This window comes from Sphingomonas sp. HT-1, from assembly GCF_048568905.1.
GTDB lineage: Bacteria > Pseudomonadota > Alphaproteobacteria > Sphingomonadales > Sphingomonadaceae > Sphingomonas.
Genome location: NZ_CP183770.1, coordinates 959868 through 985120, shown reverse-complemented (window position 1 = coordinate 985120; position 25253 = coordinate 959868). Strand labels below are relative to the sequence as shown.

Genomic DNA, 25253 nt, shown 5'->3' with positions numbered 1-25253 from the left:
TCACTTGGCCTGCTCCAGCGGCACGATCTTGCCTCCCTTCGTCACGAATCGCACGGCTCGCACGGCCTGAATGTCGCGGGTGGGATCGCCGGCAACGGCGACGAGATCGGCCAGCATGCCGGGCCTCACCGCTCCGAGCCGCCCCGCCTCGCCGAACCAGCGGGCGTTGCCGGAGGTCGCTGCAAGTAGCACCTCGGCGGGACGCATGCCGGCAGCCGCGAGCAGTACCATTTCGCGAGCATTGTCGCCATGCGCATAGACGCCGACGTCGCCGCCCATGCAGATCGGAACCCCGGCGCGCAGGGCCAGGCGCAGGCTTTCCTGATTGAGGCGAACCGTGGCGGGAGCAGGATCTTCGCCGTTCCAGCCGCGATAGCGTGATGTCGCGTCCGACGCGGCTAGTGTGGGGCAGAGCGCGATCTTCTTGGCGGCCATCACGGCAAAGATCGCGGGCGTGCCGCCATAGCCATGTTCGATCGTGTCCACCCCGGCGTCGATCGCGCGGCGCATGCCCTCCGGTGTGGAGGCATGCACCGCCACTGGCCTCCCCGCGTCGTGCGCCGCGGCTACGGCGGCCTTGATCTCCTCAAGGTTCAGCGTGGGACGGCTCTCGTCACCGGGGCGCCAGCGATAATCTGCGTACAGCTTGATCCAGTCCGCACCGGCAGCGATCTGCCGGCGCACCGCAGCGACCATCTGCTCGGCCCCGGAGACTTCCTCGGCGCCTTGCGGCACCTCGACGCCGGGTTCAAAGCCTTTGGGGCCATAAGCGCCGAGCGCAACGATGGCGCGGGTCGCCACCTGTAGGCGCGGCCCCTCCACGATGCCCTGATCGATCGCCGCCTTCAGGCCTACATCGGCATAGCCCGCGCCCTCGGTGCCCAGGTCACGCAGGCTGGTGAAGCCGGCGTGCAGCGTCGCGCGGGCCTGCGCCACCGCACGCGCGGTGCGCAGCGCCAGCGGCTCGTGCAGCACCTGATCGTCCCAGCTCGTCTCATTGTACGGATGGAGAAAGAGGTGGCCGTGTCCTTCGATCAAGCCGGGCATCAGCGTATCGCCGTCCAGCGCGATCACCACCGCGCCGGCGGGGGAGGGAAGGGCGGGGCCGACCGCGAGGATCCGCTCGCCGCGTACCAGCACCTGCCATCCGGCATGCACCTGCCCGTCGATGCCGTCGAACACTGCCGCCGGCTTGAGGAGAATGGCGGGCGCGTCTGTCGTCTGTGCCGCTGCCGCGCTTCCCAGCGCCAGCGCCGCCAAGATCGCCAACCAGTGCTTGGCCATATGCTCTCCCCGTTCTAGTCTCGGGCAATGGATACGCTCATCCGGCGCGCGCGCAATCCGTTGCTTCTCTTGGCTTTGCTGAGCACGACCGCCGCGGCGCCGGACCCCGAACGCGCGCGTTGGGAGATGCAGGCAGCCCGGGTGACGATTATTCGCGATGACTGGGGCATTCCCCACATCCGCGGCAAGAGCGATGCTGATGCGGTGTTCGGAATGATCTATGCTCAGGCCGAGGACGATTTCGGCCGGATCGAGGCAAATTATCTGACTGCGCTCGGCCGGACCGCCGAGGTGCAGGGCGAAGGGGCGCTTTGGGCGGATCTGCGCCAGCGGCTGTTCGTCGATCCGGAGCAGTTGAAGCGGGACTATGCCCGCAGCCCCGCGTGGTTGCGCGCGCTGATGGATGCATGGGCCGACGGCCTGAACTACTATATGGCGACGCATGCTCAGGTGAAACCGAAGGTGCTCACCCGATTTGAGCCCTGGATGGCCCTTAGCTTTACTGAAGGCAGCATCGGCGGCGACATCGAGCGGATCTCGCTCAGCGACCTCAAGACCTTCTATGGCAATCCCACGCCGCCCACGCCCGAGGAGCAGGGCAGCGTGCCGCGCGAGCCTTCAGGCTCCAACGGCATCGCGATCGCGCCCCGGCTGACCGCCGATGGCCGCGCGCTGCTGCTGATCAACCCGCACACCAGCTTCTACTTCCGCTCCGAGGCGCAGGTGACGAGCGAACAGGGGTTGGATGTGTATGGGGCGAGCACATGGGGTCAGTTTTTCGTCTACCAGGGATTCAACGCGCACACCGGGTGGATGCACACGTCGTCCACGGTTGACAATGTCGATGCCTTTGCCGAGCGGATCGTGCGCGCAGGCCAGGGCTGGGCCTATCGGTACGGCAGCGAGACGCGGCCGGTGCAGGCGCGCGTCGTCACGCTGCGCTTCCGCAAGCCGGATGGATCGCTGGCCGAGCGGCGCTTCGCCACCTGGCGGACGCACCACGGGCCGATCGTCGCTGCCAAGGATGGCCGCTGGATCGCCGCGGCGCTGATGTGGCGACCAGTACCGGCGCTGGAGCAGAGCTTCCTACGCACCAAGACGACCGATCTTGCCGGCTACCTGAAGGTCGCCGAGCGCAAGGCCAACTCCTCCAACGACACGCTGTTCGCCGACGCGAAAGGCGAGATCGCGTTCCTGATGCCGCAGTTCATGCCGTGCGCGACGACCGGTTCGATTACACCCGGCCGGTCGACGGCAGCGATCCCGCCACCGATTGGAAGGGGCTGCACACACTCCCCAGCCTGCCGAGCGTGCTGAACCCGAAGGTCGGCTGGGCGCACAACACCAATGACTGGCCGTGGCAGGTGGCGGGGCCGGACAGTCCCAGCGCCAAGGACTATCCGCGCTACATGGACCAGGTGGGCGGCAACGCCCGAGGCGTGCATGCAGACCTGCTGCTGATGGGAAAACGCGGCTGGACCGCCGAGCGGTTGCGCGCCGCCGCGTTCGATCCGTATCTGCCGGCCTTTGCGAAGCTGGTGCCGGAGCTGGTCGCGGCATGGCGGGCGCTGCCGGAAAGCGACCCCCGGCGGGCGGCGCTGGCCGATCCGGTCGCCACGCTGGCACGATGGGACCATTGCTGGAGCGCGGACTCGGTGGCGACCAGTCTTGCCGTGTTCTGGGGCGATCAGCTGTGGCGCGAGGTCGGCAGCTTCGCCCAGGCCGAGCGGATGAACGTACCGGACTATATCGCGGCCAAGGTCAATGCGCGGACGCGGCTGGCGGCGCTATCGGCGGCTATCGATCGGCTGACGCGCGACTTCGGCACCTGGCAGACGCGCTGGGGCGAGATCAACCGCTTCCAGCGCCTGGACAACGCGCTGCAGCCGCATTTCGATGATGCCGCGCCGTCGACGGCGGTGCCGTTCCCCTCGGCCCAATGGGGCAGCCTCGCCTCGTTCGGCGCCAAGGGCTGGCCGGGTACGAAGCGATATTATGGCACCAGCGGCAACAGCTTCGTCGCGGTGGTCTCCTTCGGCCCGCGAGTTGCAGCGGCAGCGGTGATGGCAGGCGGCCAGAGCGGCGATCCTGCCTCGCCGCACTTCGCGGACCAGATCGATCGCTACGCCGCGGGCGAACTGCGCCCGGTCTATTTCTACCCCGACCAACTGGCAGGGCACATCGAGCGCCGCTACCGCCCCGGCCGCTGATCGGCTGTTTGCACGAGCCACGCCCCCGCTAGCGCCGCAGCGTGTACAGATAGGCGGCGATGTCGCGCGCCTCCTGCGGCGTGACGCCTTGATCGGGCATGCCGTTGCCCGGCACGATGCGTTGCGGATGCCGGATCCAGCGCTGCAGGTTGGCGGGATCGTTGGGCAACACCCCGGCGACGAAACTGCGGGTCGCAATCCCGTTCAGCGCAGGGCCGGCCACCCCAGTCGCCGCGCCGATGCCCGGGATGCGGTGACAGGCGCCGCAGGCATGGCGCTCAATCGCCGCGGCTGCGGCGATGGTGCGCTCGACCAGGAAGCTGGCGACGATCAGCACCGTCAGACCTATCACGATCAGTCCCGCCCAGCCGAGCAGGCCGCGGTTCAGCCCGACGTCCGGCGGGTTGATGGCCGGCGCACCGGCGGGTCCGCGCCGCCGCAGCGCCCGCACGATGCTCCAGGCGACCGCGGCCAGCACCAGCAGGTACATTGCACCGCACACCAGCAACATCAGCCAGAACAGGCCATGGATGCTGGACGCCTGCTCGCCCGCCGGCGCAAGTGCCGATTGCAGCCCGTTCAACGGACCGGCCCCGCCCAGTTGCGGCCCTGCGGTTCGCCGGTCTGGTCGAGGTCCTGACGTCGCCGCTTTTCCGGCGACAGCCGCGGCAGGGTCCGCACATAGGCGGTGATCTGCCACAGCTGTTCGCTGGGAATGCGCGTGGCATAGCCGATCGGCGTGCCGGGGTGTTGCTCGGCGATGGTGCGATAGACCTGGTCGAGATTCCCACCCCGTACCCAGATGCGATCGCCAAGGTTCAGCGCGCCCTGCGCGGAGCCGCTGTGACAGCCGCCGCAACCATATCAGGTGAAATAGCGCCCGCCCTGCGCGACCTGGTAGACGTTGCGTTCGTACCGGGCGGCGCGCGGGTCCTGCGCGCCCGTCGGCCCGGTCTGCGGCAGGTCCGGGCCGGCGGAGCGGGATTCGGCGCTGCAGCCCGCTACCATCAATGCCATCAGCCCGGTCAGGCTTGCGCGCGCGAAATCGTTCACGCAACGACTATCGCGGATCGGCAGGCCGCGCTCTATTACAAAGGATAGTTTTTGCAGCCGGTGGGTGTGCGTTGCGCCGAAAATCTGGGAACGGCCGGCAGCCTTACCCGATCTATGCGATGGCCCTGCGGGTCGCGCGCAGATGCGCCACGAACCTGCCCGGATTCTCCATCGCGGCGAAGTGGCCGCCGCGTTCGGCCTCAGCGAAGAAGCGGAGATCGGCGAACCGCGCCTCGGCCCAGCGCCGCGACAGCCGCACCTGTTCGCCGGGGAACATGCTGATCCCCGTCGGCAGCGGCACCGGCGCGTCCGGCACCCCCTGCGCCATTTCCTGCGCCGCCTCCCAATAGAAGCGCGCCGCGCTTGGGCCAGCATTGGGCAGCCAGTACAGCATCATATCGTCGATCAGGTGGTCGAGCGCGAACAGCCGCTCCGGCGCCCCGCCGCTGTCGGACACGTCCTGGAACAGTGCATAGATCCACGCCGCCAGCCCGACGGGCGAATCCGCCAGCCCGAAGCCCACCGATTGCGGGCGCGTGCATTGCAGCTTCATATAGCCCGAATAGTCACGATCGTAGCGGGCCGCATCGGCCAGCATCTGCCGCTCCTCCGCGCTGGCAGCGGCGATTTCGTCGGGGGTCGGTCGGAACATCACGAAGTTGAGGTGGATGCCTGCCAGCCCCGGCGCGCGCATATGCGCGAGCGTCGTCGTCACCGCAGCGCCCCAGTCGCCCCCTTGCGCCATCCAGCGCGCGCCATAGCCCAGCCGCGTCATCAGCGTCGACCAGGCGGCAGCCGTGCGGCCCACACCCCAGCCGGGCTCGCGCGGCTGATCGGAAAAGCCGAAGCCGGGCAGCGAGGGGATCACCAAGTGGAATGCATCCGACGGCGTGCCGCCATGCGCTTGCGGATCGCTGAGCGGCCCAATCACGTCGCGGAATTCCAGGATCGAACCGGGCCAACCGTGCGTCAGCAGCAGCGGCGTGGCGTCCGGTTCGGGCGAGCGGATGTGGAGGAAGTGGATGCCCAGCCCGTCGATCACGGTGCGACTGCTGCCCCACCCGTTCACCATCGCCTCGGTGGCGCGCCAGTCATAGCCCTGCCGCCATCGCGCCACGAGCGCGCGGATGTCTGTGCCGCGCGGGCCCTGGCTACCGTCCGGCACGCTATCCGCCCCCGGCCAGCGCGTGTGCGCCAGCCGGGCGGCCAGATCGTCCAGCTCCTCCTGCGGGACGTGGATCGGGAAGGGCGCGATCGCGTCCTGGCTCAAAGCGTGATCTCGCCTTCGTCGCTGCCGTTCCAGTAATGCAGACGGCTGGCGTGAACGCGGATCATCACCAGGCCGGGCGTGTCGATTCCCTGTTCGAACCAGCGGTCTAGATCCTTGGTCCAGCGTTCGGCGAACTGCGCCTTATCGCGGATCAGCGCTGCCTCGCCCTCCACCGCAATGAACAGCGGTGGTCCGCCGAGCAGGCCGGCTGCGCCGGTGAAGCTGAGCCCGACGCGAGGATCGCCGGCGATGTCGGTTACCGAGCGGGCGGTGTCATAGGCGAAGAAGAAGCTGTCGCCGCGATATTCGACCTCGCCATTGTTGCTCATCGGGCGGCTGGCGATTGCCCCGCCTTCGGTGCGGGTCGACAGCATGCCGAAATCGATCTTCGCCATCTTCTTCGACAGGTCTTCCAGCGTCATCTCAGCCATCGCGTCGCTCCTTGCATAAACTGAACTATACCGTTCAGTTTTGCTGAAACAAGCGGAATGGCTATAGGTTGCAGGATGGAATCGCGTACGCCGCCAGAAACTGCTGCTGCCCGTCGCCCTCGTGGCGGCCGGCCCTCTGCCGAACGCGCGGGCGATGTCGATCGCCGCATCCTCGATGCCGCCACCGTGCTTTTCCTCCAGCTCGGCTTCGACGCCACGAGTTGCGATCAGGTCGTGGCGCGGGCGGGGGCCGGCAAGGCCAGCCTCTATGCGCGCTATGCCAATAAGGAGGCGCTGTTCGCGGCAGTGGTGCGGCGCATGGTCGAACACACGCTGGTTCCGGCCGCAGAGGTTCCATGGCACCTGCCGGTTGCGGATCGTCTGCGGGCGGTAGGGAGCAGTCTGCTGGTCCACGCACTCACGCCCGAAGCGGTGGCGCTGATGCGGGTGGTGGTGACGACGGCGCATCGCATGCCGGAGCTGGCGCGGATGGTGGACCGGATAGGGCGAGAGGGCGGCATCGCCTGCGTCGCCCGCGCGCTCGCCGGGAACAATCCCTCGCCGGCCGATGGCGCGCATGCGCGGGAAGTCGCCGAACGGTTCATCGACATGGTGTTCATCGTGCACCAGATGCGCGCGCTGATCGGCGACGCCCCGGCGCAGCTCGACGCGGCGGCATCCCGCCGGATCGACGATGCGGTCGATCTGCTGGAGCGCGCCGGCCTGCTCCGCGCTTTCGCGGCGACCTAGCTCCCACCGCCGAGCAACAGGCTTGCGCCAAGCACTGCGGCCGCGAGGGAGGCGAGGCAGGCGATCACCATCAGCAGCCCGTCGCGCACCAGCAGGGCGATGCCGAACAGCAGGATGGCCACCATCGGCGCGGTGGTAGCGAACGGAAGCAGTTCCAGCGGCGGCACTGTGCAGGCAAGCACGATCACCACCGCCGCGGCCGCCTTCACCCAGCCGCCCCGCGTGAAGCGCAGCAGTCGGCCGTGAAACCAGCGATCTAGACGCTTGGCGACCGGCCTGGCCTTGCACACGGCCTTGCAGAGCTTTTGCGAGCCCAGGCTCCGCCGCTCGATGAAGCCGGGCAGCCACAAATGGGTGCGCCCGAACAGGATCTGCGCCGCTACCAAGATCACCGTCGCGGCCATCGCCGTCGGTAGTCCGGGGATGCCGCCGATCGGGGAAATGTCGATCAGCGGGACCAGCACCAGAAACGGCGCGAAGCTGCGCGCGCCCAGGGCTTCCACCACATCGCCGATCGCGACGCGATCCTTCTCCTCCGCCAGTTTGTCGACCGCGTCGAGAAGTGCGTCTACCGTGTGTTCGTCGCTCATCGGCTGTCCAACACCGGCGTTTCTGCTCGGTTCCGCCGGGCCGCTTCCCGGTCCGGCGCCGCCTTCAGTCGGTCGCCCGGATGATCGCGCGAGTCACGTCGCCCATCAGCTGCATGCGCACCGGGATCGGCCTGCGCGTGCTCGCGATCAGCACCGCCACGGCATAGCGATGCCCGTTTGGCGCGGTCAGCAGGCCAACATCGTTATAGCCGGTGGCAAGGCTTCCCAATTCCTGGCCCGTGCCGGTCTTGTGCGCCAGCTTCCAGCCGGGGCGCAGCCCCGATTTCAGGCGCAAAGGCCCGGTCTTGCTTGCCAGCATGATCGAGAGCAGCCGGTCGGTGGAGGCAGGGCTGAGCAGCTTCTGCTGGCCGAGCAGCGAAAGACCTAGCGTGATGCCGTTGGCGCTCGCCCCGTCATAGGGATCCGCCAGATAGCGGTTGAGCGCCTTTTGCCGCGCCGCCGGGCTCAACGCCGCGCGCGCCTGCAGGAACCCCGCGCCACCGGCCCATTCCGGCCGCCAGGTCAATCCTGCGGTGCGCGCCTGCAACTCGCGCTCGCCGGGCCCGAAGCTCACGCCGCGAACGCCCTTGTCGGCGAGCATGCGGCGGATCGCGGCGGGGCCGCCCACCTTCCACAGCAGCACGTCGTTGCAGGTATTGTCGCTGCGGGTGAGCGCGCATTGCAGCAGCGCCCCCACCGTCGTGCGGTATCCATTGGCGCCGACCAGCGCCCGGATCGGTTGGTGGAAGACGGTCAGGTCCGCCCTTGTGACGGTCACCGGTGTCGTCAGCGATAGCCGCTTCGCGTCGATCGCATCGAACACCGCGATGGCGACCCACAGCTTGCTTACGCTCTGCTGCGGGAACGCACGCTCGCCGTTCCAGGCGACCATCCAGCCCCGATCGATATCGCGCACCGAAATCGCCACCTGGCCGTCAAACTCCGCGCCCAGCGCCTGCACGGCGTTGAGCAGTGCCGCCGGCGCTTCGTCCGATCTTTTGGGGCGCGGCGCGGCAGACGTGGCGAGGATCGGCGGGGCGACCGGCACCGCCCGGGGGGGCGGCGGTGGCGCCTGTACGGGGGAGAGTGGGCCGGCAGGTACGCAGCCGGTGAGCAGTGCGCCTGGCAGAAGCGACGCGACGGAACGGACAACAGTGGCGAAAAGCGGCAAACAACCCTCCTGTGCCGACCGCTTACAGCCATCGCCCCGAAAAGAGCAGCGCAGATGCCAACGGTTCGTCGCTGCGGAAGCGGCGTTCGTCGTCGTACTGGGCTGGAAAAGTGCTGGAGGCCCGAGCCGGAATCGAACCGGCGTATACGGATTTGCAGTCCGCTGCGTCACCACTCCGCCATCGGGCCATCCAAGAGGGTGAGGCGCGGCCAATGCATTGGCGGTGGGGGCAATGTCAACATCGTTTCAAAATAACGTCGCGGTCGCTTGGCGTTGGCGTTGGGCCGCGATACAAGCCCGGAGACAGCAACAAGTGTATTGCACAACTAACACGGTTGTGCGACAAGCGGAGTGATGATGACCCTCTTGGTCGACCCTGCGCCCCTCGAAGCGCCCCGTTTCGAAGCGATGCGCCACGCCATGGTGGCAAGCCAGCTGCGTACCAACGCGGTGAACGATCCTCGCGTGGTGACGGCGATGTCGCTCGTCCCCCGCGAAGTTTTCCTACCCACCGAGCATCGTGCGCTCGCCTATCGCGATACGCTGCTGCCGCTCGGCAACGGCCGCCAGCACAACGCGCCGCTGGTTATCGGACGGCTGCTGACGGAATCGGTGCTGCAGCCGACGGATCATGTGCTGGTGGTTGGTGCCGCCGGGGGCTATGCCGCCGCGTTGCTGGCGCAGCTCGTCCAGTCGGTGGTCGCGCTGGAGGAAGAGCCGGCGCTCGCGGCGATCGCGCGCGGCGGGCTTGCAGGCTCCGCCAATGTCGAGCTGGTGCAGGGGCCGCTGAACGCCGGCTGGGCGGCGCGCGCGCCCTATGACCTGATCGTGATCGACGGCGCGGTGGAGGAATTGCCGCAGACGATCATCGATCAGGTGAAGCAGGGCGGCCGCATCGCCACGGGCATCATCGATCGCGGCGTAACGCGGCTTGCCATCGGTCGGCGCAGCGAGGGCGGTTTCGGCCTAGTCGACTTCATGGATATTGAAGTCGCGACGCTGCCTGGCTTTGAAAAACCGAGAAAATTTACCTTTTAACCTTAAAGACGGGGCTCATGCGACTGAACTTTTTGCTCATTGGCGTGAGCCTCGTTTCCCTCGGGGCCCCGGCGCTCGCGCAGACCGCGCCGAGCGGTCGGCAGGACGTGCCGTCCCCTGGCGCGAAAACCGCCGCACCGACGACAACGCTGCAGGATGCGCTCGCACAAGCCTATGCGACCAATCCCGATCTGCAGGGGCAACGCGCGAACCAGCGCGCCAACGACGAGAATGTTCCGATCGCGCGTTCGCAGGGGCTGCCGGGCTTCAACGCGACCGGGAGTGCCAGCGACAGCTTGTACAATACTGCCTCCAATGCGTTCACGCCGACGCGCCAGGCGCAGGTCGGGCTCAACCTGTCGCAACCTATCTATAGCGGCGGCCGCATTCGCAATTCGGTCCACGCTGCCGAGGTGCGGGTGGATGCCGGCCGTGCCAATTTGCGCGGGACCGAGGCCGACATCTTTACCCAGACCGTCACGGCCTATCTCAACGTTATCCGCGACGAATCGGTCGTCCGGCTGAACCAGGAAAATGTCCACGTCCTCGAGGTGAACCTCCAGGCAACGCGCGACCGATTCGAGGTCGGCGACCTGACCCGCACCGACGTGGCGCAGTCCGAGGCTCGGCTGGCGCTCGCGCAGGCCCAGCTGCGCAGCGCCGAGGCACAGCTGATCGGGAGCCGCGAGACCTATATTCGGGTGGTAGGGACGCCGCCGGGGGTGCTCGCGCCGCCGCCGCCGCTGCCGAATCTGCCGGAGGACGTGCAGACCGCCGAACAGGTCGCGCTGGCCAACAATCCATTTCTCGAAGCGGCCCAGCTCGCGCGCGATGCCACGCGCTACGACACGCGTGTCGCGCAGGCCGGGCGCCTGCCGCAGGTGAGCCTGGGGGTCGGCGGCAACTACACCAATTATCTCGGCTCTATCGGCAGCGTCGGCGGTGTCTCCTCGGGCGTGCCGAATACCACGACCAACGCCACCGTCGGCGTGCAGCTGACGATGCCGCTGTTCCAGGCGGGCCGCCCCGCCGCGCAGGTGCGCCAGGCCCAGGCGCGCGAAGGCGCCGCGATCGAGCAGGTCACGCTCACCGAGCGTGGCGTGATCGCCCAGGCCCGGTCGGCTTATGCGAGCTACCAGGCGGCGCTCCGCGTGATCGAATCGTCGCGCACCGCGGTGCAGGCAAATCAGCTCAGCCTCGAAGGCGTGCGCGCCGAAAACAGCGTCGGCACGCGCACCATTCTCGATATCCTCAACGCCGAGCAGGAACTGCTGAACGCACAGGTCCAGTATGTCACTGCCGAGCGCGACGCCTATGTTGCCGGCTTCACCTTGCTCGCCGCCATGGGGCGCGCCCAGGCCAGGGACCTCAATTTCGAGGCGGGGCAGCTCTACGATCCGGCGCTGAACTATCGGCGCGTTCGCAATCGTATCAACGACTGGCGCGACGACAAGACGCCGCTGCCGGTCGCGACCAGCACCCGCAGCACGCCGCCGCAGACGCCGGAAGTGGTAGGCCAGCCGCTCGATCCCATTCTCCAGCGTCCGGTTGACAGCGACCGTCCGAATCCCTGATTGAGGGGGTTCGCACTCGAACGCCAGGATGGACGCGATGGGGACTGCCAGCAGCGAGCCGTCGATGGAGGAGATCCTCGCATCGATCAAACGGATCATCGCCGATGACGAACCCGGCGCGCTCGGGCGCGGGCGGCCGCTGCGAGCGGTGCCCGAAGCGGACCATGCGGCGGCCGAGGGTACCACCTTCGCCGATCCGCAGGACGATGTACTGGAACTGAGCGAGCCGATCACGCTGCCGCCGACCGTCACGGCAGGGCCGGACCCGCTGTTGTCCGACCGCGTGGCAGAGGCGAGCCGCGAGAAGCTCGAAGCCTTGTCGCGGCTGGTGGTGAAGCCGCAGGTGCCGGGATCGGACACGCTCGAAGGACTGGTACGCGAGATGCTCAAGCCGATGCTGCGCGAATGGCTCGATCAGAACCTGCCGCAGATCGTCGACGGCATCGTTGCGCGCGAGGTCGCCCGGATCACCGGCGGCCGCTGATCGCCGCGCGTCCGCGGCGTGATCGGGCGATTGTATCCGGCGTTACCTTCCGGCTATCGTGGCCGGCATGAAGCAGTTTCTCGTCGCGAGCGTCGCGCTCGCCGCCACCTGCGCGCCGGTCTCGGCACGCGACCTCACCATTCAGGACGTTGTCGGCCTCTCCCGCGTCGGATCGCCCGCCGTCTCTCCCGATGGGCGCTGGCTGGTCTGGCAGCAGCGCGAAACCGATCTGTCGGCCAATCGCGGGCGCTTCGATCTCTGGCGGCTTGATCTTCGCGCGAAGGGCGCCAAGCCCGAAAAGCTGGTTGCCGAAGCCGAGGTGAACGAAACCGCTCCGCAATTCTCCGCCGATGGGAAGACCGTGTGGTTCCAGTCGGACAAGGGCGGCGAAGATGCGGTGTGGGGCATCGCGGTGACGGGGGGAACGCCCGTGCAGTTCACGCACCTTCCCGGCGGCTTCAGCGGTTTCAAGGTGTCGCCGGACGGCAGCCGCCTGCTGGTCTGGGCCGATCGCAAGCCGGGAGCGCCTTCGCTGCAACCGGCGATGGTGAAGAAGGATGCGAATGCCGGCTCGGGCCGAGTCTATGATCAGCTTTTCGTTCGCCATTGGGATCAATGGGCGGACGGCAATCGCTCGCAATTGTTCGTGCTTCCCTTCGGCCCGAAGGGTGCGGGCGGCGAAGGGGTCGCCATTGTCGGCGGGCTGATCGGCGATGCGCCGTCCAAGCCCTATGGCGGCGGCGAGGAAGTCAGTTGGTCGCCAGACGGCAAGACAGTGTATTTTGCGTTGCGGGAAGCCGGCCGGATCGAGCCGCTCTCGACCAACCTAGATATCTTCGCCGCGCCTGCGGACGGCTCGGCAGCGCCGGTAAACCTCACGGCAGGAAATGCCGCGACGGACACGCTACCCACCGTCTCGCCCGACGGCAAATGGCTGGCCTGGGCGGCGATGCGGCGGCCGGGCTATGAGGCCGATCGCCAGGTGCTGATGCTGCGCAATCTGGCGACCGGGGACGTTAGCGCGTTGACGGCGAACTGGGATCGCTCGGTTGCTTCGATCGCCTGGGCGCAGGATTCGAAGACTCTCTACGTCACCGCGCAGGACGTGCAGGAGGAACCTCTGTTCGCCGTCTCGCTCCGGGGCAAGGTAGAGCGCCTGACCGAAAAGGGCACCGTCTCCGCCGTCGTGCCCACCAGAGGCGGCCTCGTCTACGCGATGAACAGCCTCACCGCACCCGATGACTTCTTCTGGCTCAACGGCAAGAAAAGCAAACAAATCACTGCGGTGAATGCGGAAAAGCTCGCTGGTATCGCCATGCCTGAGGTGACGAGGTACAGCTTCAACGGTGCCAATGGCGATACGGTGTGGGGCTATGTCGCCAAACCGGCGAACCTGGCGGCAGGCGCCAAGGCGCCGATCGCCTTCATTGTGCATGGCGGGCCGCAGGGAAGCATGGGCAACAGCTGGTCCTATCGCTGGAACCCCGCGGTGTTCGCCGGCGCGGGCTATGCCGTGGTCGCCGTCGATTTCCATGGCTCCACCGGCTACGGTCAGGCCTTCACCGATGCGATCCGCAACAACTGGGGAGGTTGGCCCCTTGAAGACCTCAAAAAGGGATTGAAGGCTGCTACCGATCGCTTTGATTTCCTTAAAGAAGACAAGGCTTGCGCACTTGGTGCGTCCTATGGCGGCTATATGATGAACTGGATCGAGAGCCAGTGGCCCGATCGGTTCCAGTGCATCGTTCAGCACGACGGCGTGTTCGATGCGCGCGCCATGGCCTACGAGACCGAGGAGCTGTGGTTCGACGAGTGGGAACATGGCGGCAAGGCCTATTACGAGGATCCCGCCGCGTTCGAGCGCTGGAACCCGGTCAACCACGTGGCCGCGTGGAAGACGCCGCAGCTGGTGATCACCGGAGAAAAGGACTTCCGCATCCCCTACACCCAGGGCCTTGCGGCCTTCACCGCGCTCCAGCGGCGCAACATCCCCTCCAAGCTTGTCGTCTTTCCGGACGAGAACCATTGGGTGCTGAAGCCGAAGAACTCCATGCAATGGTATGGCGAGGTGCTTGGCTGGATGGATCGCTGGGCGGGGAACGCTACGAAATAAGAGGCCGGGAGGGGGGCCATCTTCTCCCCCCTCCGCTTTTCACAGGGTCGTCATCCCGGGGATGTCGGGGTGGCCGCCGACATTTACCCAAGCAACCGCACCGGATCGCCTACCCGGATCAGCCCCGGCCGGGCCGGCGCCGAATACAGGCCGTAACAGGCGGCGAAGCGCTGGGCGACGGTGCGCAGGATCGTGGGGTCTTTCGCACCCGTATCCGGATCGATGGTGACGAGCACGCAGCGCTGGATAGGATCGGCGCACTGGACGATCGCGCCATCCACTTCGGGGTCGCCAAAGGCCAGGCGCAGGCCTTGCCATCGTTCGGGCAAAAGCTCGCTTTCGATCGTCACGTTGATGCGGAAGCGGCGCGGGTCGATGCGGCCGCCATGCGCGGTTTCGAGCGCGCGGTGCCCGGCACTGGTCTGCAGCGAAATCGGCATCGAGTCATAGATGCCGCGCGCCACCTGGATCAGCGACACCGGCTCGCGCGCCGCCTCCGCCAGATGGGCGGCGAGCCCGGCATCGTGCAACGAGCGCAGGCCGCCATCCGGCTGTTCTACCATGATCGCGCTGGTCTTGGGCTTGGCCGGTTCGGCGAAGCGTGCCCGGTGGAGCACCATGCCCGGCACTTCGCGCGCGGTAAGCCATGGAAATCGTGTGCCGTTCGCTGCGCGAACAAAGGCATATTGGCGATCCCCTTCGATGCCTTGCCAGTCCATTTCGGCTACCGGCAGCGCTTCGCCGGCCATGGATTTCACGGGAAAACGCGCAAGCGCGGAGACACGGCCGACGATCAGGGTCATGCCATCCCGCTAGCTGTCACCCCCTCCATGCGCAACCTTCGTGAAGTTCGCCTCTTGTTCTCATGGAACAAAGGCGATACATAAGCGGCAACACGGTTGAATGCGGTTTCCAAACCCTATAGCGACGAGGGCTCTTCAATGGCAGCATCTCTCAAGGTGATCGACGGCAACATGGCCCTTTCCACAGACAAGCAGAAGGCGCTCGACGCCGCCCTCGCGCAGATCGATCGCGCCTTTGGCAAGGGCTCGGCGATGAAGCTGGGCTCGAAGGAAACGATGCAGGTGGAGGCGATTTCCACCGGCTCGCTTGGGCTGGATATCGCGCTGGGCGTCGGCGGCCTGCCGCGCGGGCGCGTGATCGAAGTCTATGGCCCGGAAAGCTCGGGCAAGACGACGCTGGCGCTGCACGTGATCGCCGAGGCTCAAAAGAATGGCGGCGTGGCAGCCTTTGTCGACGCCGAACACGCGCTTGATCCCGTCTATGCCAAAAAGCTCGGCGTCAACATCGATGAACTGATCGTCTCGCAGCCCGATACCGGCGAACAGGCGCTGGAAATCACCGATACGCTGGTTCGTTCGAACGCGATCGACGTGCTGGTGGTCGATTCTGTCGCCGCACTTGTGCCACGGGCGGAAATCGAAGGCGAAATGGGCGACAGCCATGTGGGCCTTCAGGCGCGTTTGATGTCGCAGAGCCTGCGCAAGCTCACGGGCTCGATCAGCCGTTCGCGCTGCATGGTGATCTTCATCAACCAGCTGCGCATGAAGATCGGCGTGATGTACGGCAATCCGGAAACGACGACCGGCGGCAACGCGCTGAAGTTCTATGCCTCGGTTCGTCTCGACATCCGCCGCACCGGGCAGATCAAGGATCGCGACGAAATCGTGGGCAACTCGACGCGTGTGAAGGTCGTCAAGAACAAGGTGGCGCCGCCTTTCAAGCAGGTCGAATTCGACATCATGTACGGCGAAGGCATTTCGAAAATCGGCGAAATCCTCGATCTCGGCGTCAAGGCAGGCTTGGTCGAGAAGTCGGGTGCCTGGTTCAGCTATGACAGCATCCGCATCGGCCAGGGACGTGAGAACGCGAAGAACTTCCTGCGCGAGAATTCGGAAGTCTGCGATCGGCTCGAAGCGGCGATTCGCGGCCGTACCGAGCAGGTTGCCGAAGGGCTGATGGCGGGGCCGGAGCCCGACGACGATATCTGACCCGTCGGACATTCGGGCGGCGGACGTCCTGGCGATGTGCGGCGGCACTTTGTCCGGGGATATAGCCGCTCGTCTTGCCGATGCTCGCCGGCTGGTGCGCGCGGCATGGCCCGGTGCCGTCGAGCGAAGCCTCAAGCGCAGCGAGGGGCAGACCTTCCTGTACGCCGCGTCCGCCACGGGCGCGGCGGTGCTGCGTCTGGTCGTCGATCCGCCCAACCTGATTCTCCATTTCGCCGAAGGGGTACGATTGTCTGATCCGTTGTGCCTGCTGCAGGGGGAGGGGCGGCGGGGGCGCTATATTTGCCTCGGCAGCCCGCGGATACGCGACGATGGTGATGTTTCGGCCCTGATCCATGCGGCGGTGGCCGGTATGGAGCCTGGCGGCTAAATCACCTCGCATTGTGTCGTCGTCGCAACTGTCGCTTCTGCAAGTCGTTGAAGCTTCATTATCTGCGAGGGCTTCATGAACGATCAGACGAAAACCAACACGCGCGCCGGTGGCGAAACGCATCAGGTAACCGATGCCGATCATCCTGTGCTCACGACCAACCACGGCACGCCGATCAGCGACAATCAGAACCAGTTGAAGGCAGGCGCGCGCGGCCCCGTCCTGATCGAGGACGAAATCTTCCGCGAGAAGATGAACCATTTCGATCACGAGCGCATCCCGGAGCGCATCGTCCACGCTCGCGGTTCGGCCGCGCATGGCTATTTCGAAGTGACCGACAGCCTCGCCGACGTCACCGTCGCCGACCTGTTCCAGAAGAAGGGCCAGCGCACCGAGGTGTTCGTTCGCTTCTCCACCGTCGCAGGCGGCGCCGGATCGGTCGATACGCCTCGCGACGTGCGCGGCTTCGCGGTGAAGTTTTACACCCGCGAGGGCAATTGGGATCTTGTCGGTAACAACATTCCCGTCTTCTTCATCCAGGACGCGATCAAGTTCCCCGACCTGATCCACGCCGCCAAGATGGAGGCCGATCGCGGCTATCCCCAGGCGGCTACGGCGCACGACACCTTCTGGGACTTTATCAGCCTGATGCCCGAATCGACGCACATGATCATGTGGGCGATGTCGGACCGCACGCTGCCGCGCAGCTTCGCGACCATGGAGGGCTTCGGCGTCCACACATTTCGCTTCATCAATGCGGAAGGGAAGAGCACCTTCGTCAAGTTCCATTGGAAACCAAAGGCGGGCCTCGCCTCGACGATCTGGGACGAGACGGTGAAGATCGCCGGCGCCGATCCCGATTTCCAGCGCCGCGACCTGTTCGAGCGCATCCAGCGCGGCGACTATCCGGAGTGGGAGCTCGGCGTGCAGCTGTTCGACGAGGACTTCGCCAACGCGCAGCCCTATGACGTGCTCGACGCAACCAAGCTGATCCCCGAGGAAGTGCTGCCGGTACGGATCGTCGGGCGGATGGTGCTGGATCGGTATCCCGACAACTTCTTCGCCGAGACCGAACAGGCAGCGTTCGTGCCGAGCCACGTCGTGCCGGGCATCGGCTTCAGCAACGATCCGCTGCTCCAGGGCCGGCTGTTCAGCTATACCGATACCCAGCTGTCGCGGCTCGGCTCGGTCAATTTCCACCAGCTGCCGATCAATACCGCCAAGGGTCGCGCCTCGGCGGCGGGCTGTCCGTTCATGAACCAGCAGCGCGATGGCCATATGCAAATGGCGGTGCCCAAGGGGCGTGCCAATTACGAGCCGAACAGCCTTGCCAAAGTGGGCGAGGAAGGCGGCGCGCGCGAGGATCCGGAGAAGGGCTACAAGACCTTCCCTTCCGAGGAGGAGGGGCAGAAGCTCCGCATTCGACCCGAGAGCTTCGCCGATCACTACAGCCAGGCGAGGCTGTTCTTCCGCTCGATGGATCCGGCCGAGCAGGCGCATATCGCCTCGGCGCTGGTGTTCGAACTGTCCAAGGTCAGCCTGGAGCATATTCGCGTGCAGATGATGGCGAACCTCCGCAACGTCGACGAGACGCTCGCCCAGCGGGTCGCCGACGGGCTGGCGATGGATCTGCCCGAAGCATCAAAGACCGCAACGCCGGTGCTCGATATGGAGCCGTCACCCGCGCTCCGCATCATCCGCGGTCCGCGCGAACTCCACACGCTGGAGGGCAAGACCGTCGGCATCCTCATTGCCGATGGCACCGACGCGGACAAGCTCGCAGCGCTCAAGGATGCGATCAAAGCGGCCGGCGGCAACGTGCTGACGATCGCGCCCAAGGTCGGCAACGTGCCGCTGTCGGACGGATCGAAGGTGGCCGCCGATGCGCAGTTGTTCGGCCAGCCTTCAGTGACGGTGGATGCCTGCGCGGTGATCCTTTCCGACGAGGCGGCCGTCAAGCTCGTCAAGGAAGGCGCGGCGGTGCAGTGGGTGATGGATGCGTTCGGACATTTGAAGGCGATCGGCGCCAACGCCGCCGCCCAGCCGCTGCTCGACAAGGCCGGCGTCGAGCCCGACGAGGGCGTCACTGATCTAGACGGCTTTGTTGAGGCAGCCAAGCGCCGCTACTGGGATCGCGAACCCAAGGTACGCACGCTCGCCTGAACGCGCGGCTGCTCCGATCGGCTTGCGCGGCGCCCCGCCGCCGCGCTAGCTGCGACACCGTGCAGAAGCGGCGAGGATCGCCGTACCGATCGGAGTGGCCCGCATGACCGTCATCGTCCATCATCTGGAAAATTCCCGTTCGCAGCGCGTGCTGTGGCTGCTTGAGGAACTGGGCCTTGCGTATGACGTCAAGCGCTACGAGCGCAACAAGGCGACGATGCTGGCCCCGCCGGAGCTCAAGCGCGTCCACCCCCTCGGCAAGTCGCCAGTGATCGAGGACGGCGGCACCGTCGTCGCCGAAACAGGCGCGATCCTCGAGTATCTAGTCGACAAGGCAGGAGGTCGGCTCGGCGCACCCGCTCAGCGCGAGGATGCGCTACGCTACCGCCACTTTCTTCATTATGCCGAAGGCTCGCTGATGCCGCCGCTGCTGGTGATGCTCGTGCTCGCGCGCGTGCCGCTGTTCGGCAAGATGGGGCTGAAGAAGTTCCGGCCGATGGCCGAGGTTCATTTCGACTATGTCGAGGGGCAGCTCGCCAGCCGCCCCTGGTTCGCCGGCGACAGCTTCACCGCCGCCGACGTCATGATGAGCTTCCCCATAGAAGCGGCAGTCGGGCGTGCCGGCATCCTGGAAGGGCGCCCGCACATCGCCGCCTGGCTGGAGAAGATCCACGCCCGCCCGGCCTACCAGAAGGCGCTCGCTGCGGGCGGACCCTATGCCTATGCCTGAGGCACGCGGGGGCTGGCGTCAGCCCCCCGCATAATCCTCGAACCGCTCGGCATCGTGCGGCCCTGCAGCGGGAAACGGCCGCACCTCGGGCTCCGCTTCATCGGGCGTGTCTAGCTTGCCTTCCCACCGCGCTACTACGACGCTCGCCACGGCGTTGCCGATCACGTTGGTGGCGGTACGGCCCATATCGAGGAAGTGGTCGACGGCCAGGATCAGCAGGATCCCTGCCTCGGGAATGTTGAAATGCGCCAGCGTACCGGTGATTACCACCAGGCTGGCGCGAGGCACGCCGGCAATCCCCTTGCTGGTGATCATCAGGATCAGCAGCATCTGGATCATCGTGCCCCAATCGAGCGCGATGCCATAGGCCTGGGCGATGAAGATCGACGCGAACGTCATGTACATCATCGAACCGTCGAGGTTGAACGAATAGCCGAGCGGCAGCACGAAGCTGGCGATGCGCGGCGGTACGCCGAAGCGGTCCAGCGCATCGAGCGTCCGCGGATAGGCAGCCTCGGACGAAGCGGTCGAGAAGCCCAGCAGGATCGGATCGCGCAGGTAGCGGAAGAGCAGGCCGGTGCGTGTACCGATCACGAGGAAACAGGCGCCGAGCAGCACCGCCCATAGGGCGGCGAGCCCGAGATAGAAGCTGCCCATGAAGAAGGCGAGATCGCCCACCACGCCCAGTCCCTTGGTCGCAAGCGTACGCGCAACCGCGCAGAACACCGCAACCGGCGCGAACAGCATCACATAGCCGGTGACCGTCAGCATCACCGAGACGAGCGCTTCCAGCCCGCGCAGCAGCGGCTTGGCCTTTTCGCCCACCGCCGCCATGCCGACGCCGAAGAACAGCGAGAAGATCACCAGCTGGAGGATGTCGTTGCTCGCCATCGCCTCGATCGCGCTGGTCGGCACGATGTGGGTGAAGAACTTCGCGGCGTCGAAGGACGAGCGATCGACTCCGCTCGACGCATTGGCCGGCGGCAGCGGCAGGTTCAGCCCGGTACCCGGATGAAGCAGGTTCACCAGCAGCAGCCCGAGCGTCAGCGAGATCAAGCTTGCGCACACGAACCAGAAAAAGGCCTTCAGGCCCACACGCCCGATAGCGCCACCGCTGCCCATATGGGCGATGCCGACGACGAGCGTGGAGACCACCAGCGGCGCGATGATCATCTTGATCAGATGCAGGAACATCTGGGTGGGAATGTCGAGGCCATAGGCGATCGACTCCAGCGTAGCCTTGCCCGCGGGGGTTCCGCCATAGCCGAGGTTCAGCCCCCAGCCGATCAGCCCGCCCAGCAGCAGCGCCGCCAGGATGAACCAGGTTAGTCTCTTGCCCACTATCGCTCCCTGCAGAATCGTCGCGCGAGGGAAGGGGATTGCGCGGCCCGGGTCAAGCCCGATGGCAGCTTCGGGCCTTGCCGAGGGGCGTCGCTTCGGCCTAGTCCGACCGACGAACGGGCAATGAGGGTGCAAGATGAGGGCTTTGCGGACGACACGACGGAGCCTGCTCGGCACCATGGCGGCGCTGCCGGCGCTCACGCTGCCCGCGGTGGTGCGCGCCGCGGAGCCCGACCTGGCCGGGCTGCGAGACCTAACCGCCGATGCTCGCCCGATCGGCCCCGATGAGCGTCGCGCGCGGCTCGCCAAGGCGCAGGCGCTGATGAAGGCCGCCGGAGTCGGCGCGGTTCTGATCGAGCCGGGGGCGAGCCTCGTCTATTTCACCGGCATCCAATGGGGCCGCAGCGAGCGGCTCACCGCCGCAATCCTGCCCGTGGAAGGCGAAGCCTGCATCGTTACACCGTTTTTCGAAGAGCCGCGCACCCGCGAGACTCTGGCCATTCCGGCAGAGGTGCGGGTTTGGCAGGAGGATGAAGATCCTCTAACAACGGTGGCCGGATTCCTCGCCGACCGGAAGCTAACCAACCTGCCCGTGGCGATTGAGGAGACCGTGCGCTATTTCGCGGTCGATGGATTGCAGAAGAACGGGCTGCGGGTAACGTCCGCCAATCCGATCGTGCGTGGATGCCGGACGATCAAGAGCCCGGCCGAAATTGCGCTGATGCAGCTTGCAACGGATATCACCATTGCCGCTTATCGCTTTGTCCATGCGCGCGTGGAGAAGGGTATGCGCCAGCGCGACGTCTCCGCGTTGATGGACGCGGCGACTCGCAAGCTTGGCGGCGATCCCGAATTCAGCATGGTGCTGGTTGGCGAAGGGGCCGCCTATCCGCACGGCACCAAGACGCCATCGCCGGTCAGCGACGGGGCGATCGTTCTGATGGATTGCGGCTGCAACGTGCTGGGATATCAGTCGGACGTATCGCGCACCTTTGTGCATGGTGCAGCAACCGTCAAGCAGCGCACGGTCTGGGAACAGGTAGCCCGTGGCCAGCAAGTGGCCTTCGCCGCGGCCACGCTCGGTGCGTCGGCGGGAAGCGTCGATGATGCGGTTCGCCGCTATTATGCGTCGATCGGCTATGGCCCGGACTACAAGCTGCCGGGCCTTTCGCACCGCACCGGCCACGGCATCGGGCTAGACGGACACGAGCCGGTCAACCTCGTTCGCGGCGAGCGCACTGCCTTGGCGCCGGGAATGTGCTTCTCGAACGAGCCGGGAATCTATATTCCGGGCAGCTTCGGCGTACGGCTGGAAGATTGCTTCCACATGACCGAGGCCGGGCCAAAATGGTTCAGCGAACCGCCCCGTTCAATTGATGCGCCGATGGGGTGACGCGCAAGAACGAACAGCCTGATCGATCTGTTTCGCTTGAGCGAAGCGCTCGTCGCCCCTAAGTCGGCGAGTTATGACGTCGACCAATGATATCCGCCGCTCGTTTCTCGACTATTTCGAGGGCCAGGGCCATGCCCGCGTTCCCAGCGCGCCGCTGGTGCCGCACAACGATCCCACGCTGATGTTCGTGAATGCGGGCATGGTGCCGTTCAAGAACGTGTTCACCGGCCTGGAATCGCGCCCCTACAGCACCGCTGCCAGCAGCCAGAAGTGCGTGCGCGCGGGCGGCAAGCATAACGATCTCGACAATGTCGGCTATACCGCCCGGCACCATACCTTCTTCGAAATGCTCGGCAATTTCTCGTTTGGCGACTATTTCAAGGAGCAGGCGATCACCCATGCCTGGACGCTCCTCACCAGGGAATGGGGCATCCCGGCCGAGAAGCTGACCGTCACGGTGTACCACACCGACGATCAGGCGTTCGACCTGTGGAAGAAGATCGCCGGCCTGCCCGACCACAGGATCATCCGCATCCCGACCAAGGACAATTTCTGGGCGATGGGCTCGGACGGTCCCTGCGGCCCCTGCTCGGAAATCTTCTACGATCATGGCGAGCACATCTATGGCGGCCCTCCGGGTTCGCCCGAGGAAGATGGCGACCGCTTTGTCGAGATCTGGAATCTCGTCTTCATGCAGTTCGTGCAGGAAAATGACGAGATCGTCGGCGACCTGCCGCGGCCAAGCATCGACACCGGCATGGGGCTGGAGCGCATCGCCGCCGTGCTCCAGGGCGTGCACAACAATTACGACATCGACACCTTCAAGGCGCTGATCGACCAGTCGGCGGCGCTGACCGGTACCTCGGCCACGGGCGAGCAGGTCGCCAGCCACCGCGTGATCGCCGATCACCTGCGCTCGTCGGGCTTCCTCGTTGCGGACGGCGTGCTGCCGGCGAACGAGGGCCGCGGCTATGTGCTCCGCCGCATCATGCGCCGCGCGATGCGCCATGCGCACCTGCTCGGCGCCAAGGATCCGCTGATGCACCGGCTGGTGCCGTCGCTGGTCGCCGAGATGGGCGCCGCCTATCCCGAGCTGGTCCGCGCGCAGCCGCTGATCGAGGCGACGCTGCTGCAGGAGGAAACCCGTTTCCGCCAGACGCTCGCCAATGGCCTGCGTCTGCTCGACGAGGCAACGGTGGGGCTGAAGGCCGGCGACACGCTGCCGGGTGCGACCGCGTTCAAGCTCTACGACACGTTCGGCTTCCCCTATGACCTGACCGAGGACGCACTGCGCGTGCATGAGATCGGCGTCGACCGGGCCGGCTTCGATGCGGCGATGGCCGAGCAGAAGCGTGCCGCGCGTGCCGCCTGGAAGGGTTCGGGCGAGAAGGCCTCGGAAGAGCTGTGGTATGACCTCGCCGACGAGCTCGGCGGCACCGAATTCACCGGCTATGTGAGCACCGAAGGCGAAGGCCAGGTGGTGGTGCTGGTGAAGGACGGCGCGCGGGTGGAGAAGGCGGTTGCCGGCGACACGGTGACCATCCTCACCAATCAGACGCCATTCTACGGCGAAAGCGGCGGCCAGATGGGCGATGTCGGCGTGATCGGCAACGATAAGCTGCGCGCACTCGTCGACGATACCTCCAAGCCGCTCGGCCGACTGCATGCGCACCATGCCAAGATCGAAAGCGGCGAAGTCGCGGTGGGCGATGCCGTCCACCTTTCGGTCGATGTCGAACATCGCGACCAAGTTCGCGCCAACCACTCGGCGACCCACCTGCTGCACGCGGCGCTGCGCAAGCGGCTCGGCACCCATGTCAGCCAGAAGGGCAGCCTGGTGGCGCCCGAGCGACTGCGCTTTGACTTCTCGCACCCCTCGGCGCTGACCCCAGAGCAGATCGCCCAGATCGAAGCTGATGTGAACGCGCAGATCCGCCACAACGGCACGGTCGAGACGCGGCTGATGACCCCGGACGACGCAATCGCGGCCGGCGCGATGGCGCTGTTTGGTGAGAAGTACGGCGACGAGGTCCGCGTGCTTTCGATGGGGCTGGGGGAGGATGCGTCCTATTCGGTCGAGCTGTGCGGCGGCACTCACGTCAATGCGACGGGCGACATCGCCATCTTCAAGATCGTGTCGGAAAGCGCCGTCTCTTCGGGCGTCCGCCGCATCGAGGCGCTGACCGGCGAGGGCGCCCGGCTGTGGCTCACCGCCCGCGACGAGCGGCTGCGCGAAGCCGCGGCCGCGCTCAAGACCTCGCCTGACGACGTCCCCGCGCGCGTCGCTGCGCTGGTGGAGGAACGCCGCAAGCTTGAGCGTGAGCTGGCCGAAGCCAAGAAGGCGCTCGCGCTCGGCGGCGGGGCCGGGGCCGCGCCGGCGGGTCCCGAGCAGGTGGGCGGCATCAACTTCGTCGGCCAAGTACTCGACGGACTGGAACCCAAGGCGTTGCGCGGCGCGGTCGACGAAGCCAAGGCACGGATCGGCAGCGGCGTCGTTGCGCTGGTCGCGGTGAACGAAGGCCGTGCATCGGTCGCGGTAGGCGTAACCGATGGGATCGGCGTTAGCGCCGTGGAACTGGTAAAGGTGGCGGTCGCAGTGCTCGGCGGCCAGGGCGGTGGTGGTCGCCCAGACATGGCGCAGGGTGGCGGACCCGACGGAACCAAGGGCCCGGATGCGCTCGCGGCGGTGAAGGCCGCGCTGGCGGAAGCGCCCGTCACCGCCTGATCCTGGGTGATCAGCGCCCGGGGGCGTAGCCGTCCTCGGGCAACACCCAGATTGCCGTTTGGCCCATTTCCGGCCGCAGCAAGCCATCGATCGTCACGCTGACGGCGATTTCCTCGCCGGCAGCGCTATCGCGATAGCAGCGCTCATGGCCTGCCAATGGCTGAAGTGCCTCCAGCAATTTGGCGCGCGTACTTGTCTGCAGCACCGGCGTCAGTGGCGCACCGTTGCTCGTCAGCTTGCCCGCGTTGAAGTCTGCCGGACGGATGCGGCTGCAAACTGCGCCGTCGCGGATCTGGCCGAAGGTGGAATATTCCAGCACGATCAGCGGGTCGCGATTGACGACGCCGGTCACCAGCGCATCGAAATTGCCATCGCCTCGCAGTGTGTAGCGCACGATCGTGCTGCAGGTCCGACTGGTGCGGTCCGGATCGATGCAGCGGATGCGGCCAGCGCGAGCAGGGGCCAGCGGGTCAGATACAGTATCGGTCTGGATCGGGAGGAGCAGGGCAAGGGCGAGGGAAACTAGCATCGGG

21 protein-coding genes, 1 tRNA gene and 1 pseudogene are annotated in these 25253 nt (G+C 66.3%); 12 read left to right on the top strand and 11 right to left on the bottom strand.

Going from position 1 to position 25253, the window contains the following annotated elements; all coding sequences use genetic code 11:
* Window positions 1-1284, bottom strand: a complete 1284-nt coding sequence (locus ACNFJ7_RS04665; protein WP_019369421.1) for a metal-dependent hydrolase family protein — start codon at window positions 1282-1284, stop codon at window positions 1-3.
* Window positions 1285-1311: 27 nt separating this feature from the next.
* On the opposite strand from ACNFJ7_RS04665, the pseudogene ACNFJ7_RS04660 reads away from it, so the two are divergent.
* A pseudogene (locus tag ACNFJ7_RS04660) lies at window positions 1312-3494 on the top strand (penicillin acylase family protein).
* Window positions 3495-3522: 28 nt separating this feature from the next.
* Here the strand turns inward: ACNFJ7_RS04660 and ACNFJ7_RS04655 are convergent.
* From ACNFJ7_RS04655 to ACNFJ7_RS04640, 4 genes are all read right to left on the bottom strand, one after another.
* On the bottom strand, window positions 3523-4077 hold the full coding sequence (locus tag ACNFJ7_RS04655) for a c-type cytochrome (protein ID WP_019369420.1): 555 nt from the start codon (window positions 4075-4077) through the stop codon (window positions 3523-3525).
* Between the two features lie 281 nt (window positions 4078-4358).
* Window positions 4359-4547 (bottom strand): hypothetical protein, encoded by a 189-nt coding sequence (locus ACNFJ7_RS04650; RefSeq protein ID WP_019369419.1) that lies wholly within the window; start codon window positions 4545-4547, stop codon window positions 4359-4361.
* A gap of 112 nt (window positions 4548-4659) precedes the next feature.
* Window positions 4660-5817 (bottom strand): epoxide hydrolase family protein, encoded by a 1158-nt coding sequence (locus ACNFJ7_RS04645; protein WP_019369418.1) that lies wholly within the window; start codon window positions 5815-5817, stop codon window positions 4660-4662.
* Window positions 5814-6248, bottom strand: a complete 435-nt coding sequence (locus tag ACNFJ7_RS04640; protein WP_019369417.1) for a pyridoxamine 5'-phosphate oxidase family protein — start codon at window positions 6246-6248, stop codon at window positions 5814-5816. Before ACNFJ7_RS04640 ends, ACNFJ7_RS04645 begins: the two co-directional genes overlap by 4 nt.
* A 75-nt stretch (window positions 6249-6323) precedes the next feature.
* Between ACNFJ7_RS04640 and ACNFJ7_RS04635 the strand changes: the two genes are divergently transcribed.
* On the top strand, window positions 6324-6998 hold the full coding sequence (locus ACNFJ7_RS04635) for a TetR/AcrR family transcriptional regulator (protein WP_019369416.1): 675 nt from the start codon (window positions 6324-6326) through the stop codon (window positions 6996-6998).
* On the opposite strand, the gene ACNFJ7_RS04630 is transcribed toward ACNFJ7_RS04635, so the two are convergent.
* From ACNFJ7_RS04630 to ACNFJ7_RS04620, 3 genes are all read right to left on the bottom strand, one after another.
* Window positions 6995-7588: an exopolysaccharide biosynthesis protein gene (locus tag ACNFJ7_RS04630; protein ID WP_019369415.1), complete on the bottom strand. Its 594-nt coding sequence runs from the start codon at window positions 7586-7588 to the stop codon at window positions 6995-6997. The two genes, ACNFJ7_RS04635 and ACNFJ7_RS04630, sit on opposite strands and share 4 nt — an antisense overlap.
* Before the next feature lie 64 nt (window positions 7589-7652).
* The gene (locus tag ACNFJ7_RS04625; RefSeq protein ID WP_019369414.1) at window positions 7653-8636 is read right to left on the bottom strand and encodes a serine hydrolase; all 984 of its coding nucleotides are present in this window, start codon (window positions 8634-8636) and stop codon (window positions 7653-7655) included.
* A gap of 237 nt (window positions 8637-8873) precedes the next feature.
* Window positions 8874-8947, bottom strand: a tRNA-Cys gene (locus ACNFJ7_RS04620).
* A gap of 166 nt (window positions 8948-9113) precedes the next feature.
* On the opposite strand from ACNFJ7_RS04620, the gene ACNFJ7_RS04615 reads away from it, so the two are divergent.
* The 4 genes from ACNFJ7_RS04615 (at window position 9114) to ACNFJ7_RS04600 (ending at window position 13968) form a co-directional block, all read left to right on the top strand.
* Window positions 9114-9797, top strand: coding sequence for a protein-L-isoaspartate O-methyltransferase family protein (locus ACNFJ7_RS04615; RefSeq protein WP_019369413.1), 684 nt, complete (start codon window positions 9114-9116; stop codon window positions 9795-9797).
* Window positions 9798-9814: 17 nt separating this feature from the next.
* Window positions 9815-11371 carry a TolC family outer membrane protein gene (locus ACNFJ7_RS04610; RefSeq protein WP_019369412.1) on the top strand — a complete coding sequence of 519 codons (1557 nt, stop codon included), beginning with the start codon at window positions 9815-9817 and terminating at the stop codon, window positions 11369-11371.
* A gap of 37 nt (window positions 11372-11408) precedes the next feature.
* On the top strand, window positions 11409-11855 hold the full coding sequence (locus ACNFJ7_RS04605; RefSeq protein WP_173644875.1) for a DUF2497 domain-containing protein: 447 nt from the start codon (window positions 11409-11411) through the stop codon (window positions 11853-11855).
* 67 nt (window positions 11856-11922) lie between these two features.
* Entirely contained in the window at window positions 11923-13968 is a 2046-nt protein-coding gene (locus ACNFJ7_RS04600) for an alpha/beta hydrolase family protein (RefSeq protein ID WP_019369410.1), read from the top strand.
* Window positions 13969-14051: 83 nt separating this feature from the next.
* Here the strand turns inward: ACNFJ7_RS04600 and ACNFJ7_RS04595 are convergent, their stop codons facing one another.
* The gene (locus tag ACNFJ7_RS04595; RefSeq protein ID WP_019369409.1) at window positions 14052-14771 is read right to left on the bottom strand and encodes an MOSC domain-containing protein; all 720 of its coding nucleotides are present in this window, start codon (window positions 14769-14771) and stop codon (window positions 14052-14054) included.
* A gap of 138 nt (window positions 14772-14909) precedes the next feature.
* Between ACNFJ7_RS04595 and recA the strand changes: the two genes are divergently transcribed.
* The 4 genes from recA (at window position 14910) to ACNFJ7_RS04575 (ending at window position 19261) form a co-directional block, all read left to right on the top strand.
* Entirely contained in the window at window positions 14910-15980 is a 1071-nt protein-coding gene (gene recA / locus ACNFJ7_RS04590) for a recombinase RecA (protein WP_019369408.1), read from the top strand.
* A gap of 49 nt (window positions 15981-16029) precedes the next feature.
* Entirely contained in the window at window positions 16030-16368 is a 339-nt protein-coding gene (locus ACNFJ7_RS04585; protein ID WP_236704442.1) for a hypothetical protein, read from the top strand.
* Window positions 16369-16443: 75 nt separating this feature from the next.
* A complete protein-coding gene (locus tag ACNFJ7_RS04580) occupies window positions 16444-18531 on the top strand; it encodes a catalase (RefSeq protein WP_019369406.1) in 2088 nt (695 codons plus the stop codon).
* A 103-nt stretch (window positions 18532-18634) separates the two neighbouring features.
* Window positions 18635-19261: a glutathione S-transferase family protein gene (locus ACNFJ7_RS04575; protein WP_019369405.1), complete on the top strand. Its 627-nt coding sequence runs from the start codon at window positions 18635-18637 to the stop codon at window positions 19259-19261.
* Window positions 19262-19279: 18 nt separating this feature from the next.
* Here the strand turns inward: ACNFJ7_RS04575 and ACNFJ7_RS04570 are convergent, their stop codons facing one another.
* Window positions 19280-20602 (bottom strand): dicarboxylate/amino acid:cation symporter, encoded by a 1323-nt coding sequence (locus ACNFJ7_RS04570; RefSeq protein ID WP_019369404.1) that lies wholly within the window; start codon window positions 20600-20602, stop codon window positions 19280-19282.
* Between the two features lie 136 nt (window positions 20603-20738).
* On the opposite strand from ACNFJ7_RS04570, the gene ACNFJ7_RS04565 reads away from it, so the two are divergent.
* Window positions 20739-21995 carry a M24 family metallopeptidase gene (locus ACNFJ7_RS04565; RefSeq protein WP_037513521.1) on the top strand — a complete coding sequence of 419 codons (1257 nt, stop codon included), beginning with the start codon at window positions 20739-20741 and terminating at the stop codon, window positions 21993-21995.
* Window positions 21996-22068: 73 nt separating this feature from the next.
* Window positions 22069-24720 (top strand): alanine--tRNA ligase, encoded by a 2652-nt coding sequence (alaS, locus tag ACNFJ7_RS04560; protein WP_019369402.1) that lies wholly within the window; start codon window positions 22069-22071, stop codon window positions 24718-24720.
* A 10-nt stretch (window positions 24721-24730) separates the two neighbouring features.
* On the opposite strand, the gene ACNFJ7_RS04555 is transcribed toward alaS, so the two are convergent.
* Complete coding sequence (locus tag ACNFJ7_RS04555) at window positions 24731-25249, bottom strand: hypothetical protein (protein ID WP_019369401.1); 519 nt, start codon at window positions 25247-25249, stop codon at window positions 24731-24733.
* Between the last annotated feature and the right edge of the window lie 4 nt (window positions 25250-25253).